This is a genomic window from Xanthomonas sp. SHU 308, from assembly GCF_000364645.1.
In the GTDB taxonomy this organism is placed as follows: domain Bacteria; phylum Pseudomonadota; class Gammaproteobacteria; order Xanthomonadales; family Xanthomonadaceae; genus Xanthomonas_A; species Xanthomonas_A sontii.
In genome coordinates this window covers 1-2,194 of sequence record NZ_AQOK01000305.1, presented here as the reverse complement: position 1 = coordinate 2,194, position 2,194 = coordinate 1, and the positions used below count along the sequence as shown (strand labels likewise).

2 protein-coding genes are annotated in these 2,194 nt (G+C 72.5%); both read left to right on the top strand.

Annotated elements, in window-relative coordinates; genetic code table 11:
* On the top strand, positions 1 to 1,202 hold a 1,202-nt coding region (locus D588_RS0110810; protein WP_017915981.1), incomplete at its 5' end, for a sensor histidine kinase.
* On the top strand, positions 1,199 to 2,194 hold a 996-nt coding region (locus D588_RS0110805), incomplete at its 3' end, for an ABC transporter substrate-binding protein (RefSeq protein WP_017915980.1). The genes D588_RS0110810 and D588_RS0110805, both read left to right, overlap by 4 nt.

Genomic DNA, 2,194 nt, shown 5'->3' with positions numbered 1-2,194 from the left:
TGGCCGGCGGCCAATGGCAGGTGGACCTGCCGTATGCGGCACTGGACCTGCTGGCGATGGCGCCGGAGGACCGGGTGTTCTACCGCGTGTTCGATGCGCGCGGGCGCACCATCACCGGCTACGACGACCTGCCGGCGGCGCCGTCGCTGCCGCGCGCCAGCGCGCCGCCGCGCTTGTTCGATGCGGTCTACAGCGGCGAGCCGGTGCGCTTCGCGGTGGTGTCGCGGCGGGTGTCCTCGGCGGCGGCGCAGGACCAGGTGTGGGTGCAGGTGGGGCAGACCCGGCGCGCTCGCGAGGCGCTGGCGCAGGACGTGGTGCTGCACGCGCTGGTGGCGATCGCGCTGTTGTCGCTGCTGGCCTTGGCGCTGGTGTGGCTGGGCGTATCGCGTGCGCTGCGGCCGCTGCGCACGCTGGAGCGCGAACTGTCGCGGCGCGAACCGTCCGAACTGAAGCCGGTGGCGGCGACGGCGCCGCAGGAGATGCAGCAGATGGTGGCGGCGCTGAACCGCTTCATGGCGCGCCTGGCCGGCAGCAACGAGACCCTGCGTGCGTTCATGGCCGAGGCCGCGCACCAGATGCGCACGCCGCTGGCGGCGCTGCGTGCGCAGGCGCAACTGGCGCTGGACGAGGACGACCCGCACGAGATGCGTCGCAGCCTGGAGGCGATCGAGCGCAATGCCACGCACATGAGCCGCCTGCTCAACCAGTTGCTCAGCGACGCCAGCGTGATCCACCGTTCCAACCTGCAGCGCTACGCCAGCGTCGACCTGGCCGAGGTGTTGCACCAGGCGCTGCACGAGGCCGTGCCGCAGGCCGCGCCGCGGCCACGCGTGCAACTGGCCGTCGCCAGCGAACCGGCGCTGGTGCGCGGCGATGCGCTGCTGTTGCGCGAGGCGATCAAGAATCTGATCGACAATGCCTGCAAGTACGGCGGCGATGGCGCGCTGCAGGTGGCGCTGACCTGCAGCGCGCGCGATTGCGTGGTGACCGTGGCCGACCATGGCCCGGGCATCGCCGCCGCCGAAGCCGAACGCGTGTTCGAACGTTTCGTGCGCGGCGAGGGTGCGGCCGCCGGCGGCGCCGGGCTGGGCCTGGCGATCGTCAAGCGCGTGGTCGAGGCCCATGGCGGGCGCATCGACCTGTCCAATCGCGTAGGCGGCGGCCTGATCGCCAGCCTGCACCTGCCGAGGTTGCATCCATGATCCTGCCCGCACTGCTGCGCGGTCTGCCGCTGCTGCTGACCGCGCTGCTTGCCAATGCCGCGCTGGCCGCGCCCGGCGACGTGCGCCGCTTCCCGGCGCAGGGCGCGGCCACCGCACAACTGTGCATCCAGGGTTCGACCGACATCGAAGTGTTCGCCGCGGTGATCGGCGACTACCAGCGCCTGCATCCGCACACCGAGGTGGTGTACCAGGACGTGATCGCCGGCGATATCTACCGGCGCTACCTGCATCCAGGCCCTGGCCCGCGCTGCGCCGATCTGCTGATCAGCGCCAGCATGGATCTGCAGACCAAGCTGGTGAACGACGGTCACGCACTGGCGCACCGCTCGCCGCAGACCGAGGCGCTGCCGGCGTGGGCACAGTGGCGGCACGAGGTCTTCGGCATCAGCTACGAGCCGGTGGCGATCGTCTACAACACCGCGCGGCTGCCGGCCGCGCAGGTGCCGCGCACCCGCCGCCGGCTGCTGGAACTGCTGCGCGCGCCGGGCTCGCCGCTGCGTGGGCGTATCGGCACCTACGACGTGGAGCGCAGCGGCGTGGGCTACCTGTTCGCGACCCAGGACAGCCAGCTCGGCAGCATGGCCGGCGCGTTGCTGGCGGCGATGGGCGACAACCAGGTGGTGCTGGAAGAACGCACCGGCGTGCTGCTGGACAAGGTCGCGCGCGGCGACCTGCTGCTGGCCTACAACGTGCTGGGTTCGTACGCGCAGGCGCGCATCGATGCCGGCGCGCCGCTGGCGATCGTGCAGCCGGAGGACTACACCCTGGTCGCGCTGCGCACCGCGGTGATCCCGCGCGACAGCCCGCACGCGGCCGAGGCGCGCCGTTTCCTGGATTACCTGCTGTCGCCGCGCGGGCAGCAGGGGCTGTCGCGCGAGGCGCGGCTGCAGCCGATCCTGCCGCAGCCAGGCGTGGCGGCGCAGGGTGGGCCGGCCGCTGCGTCGGCGTTCCGTCCGATCGCGCTGGGCCCG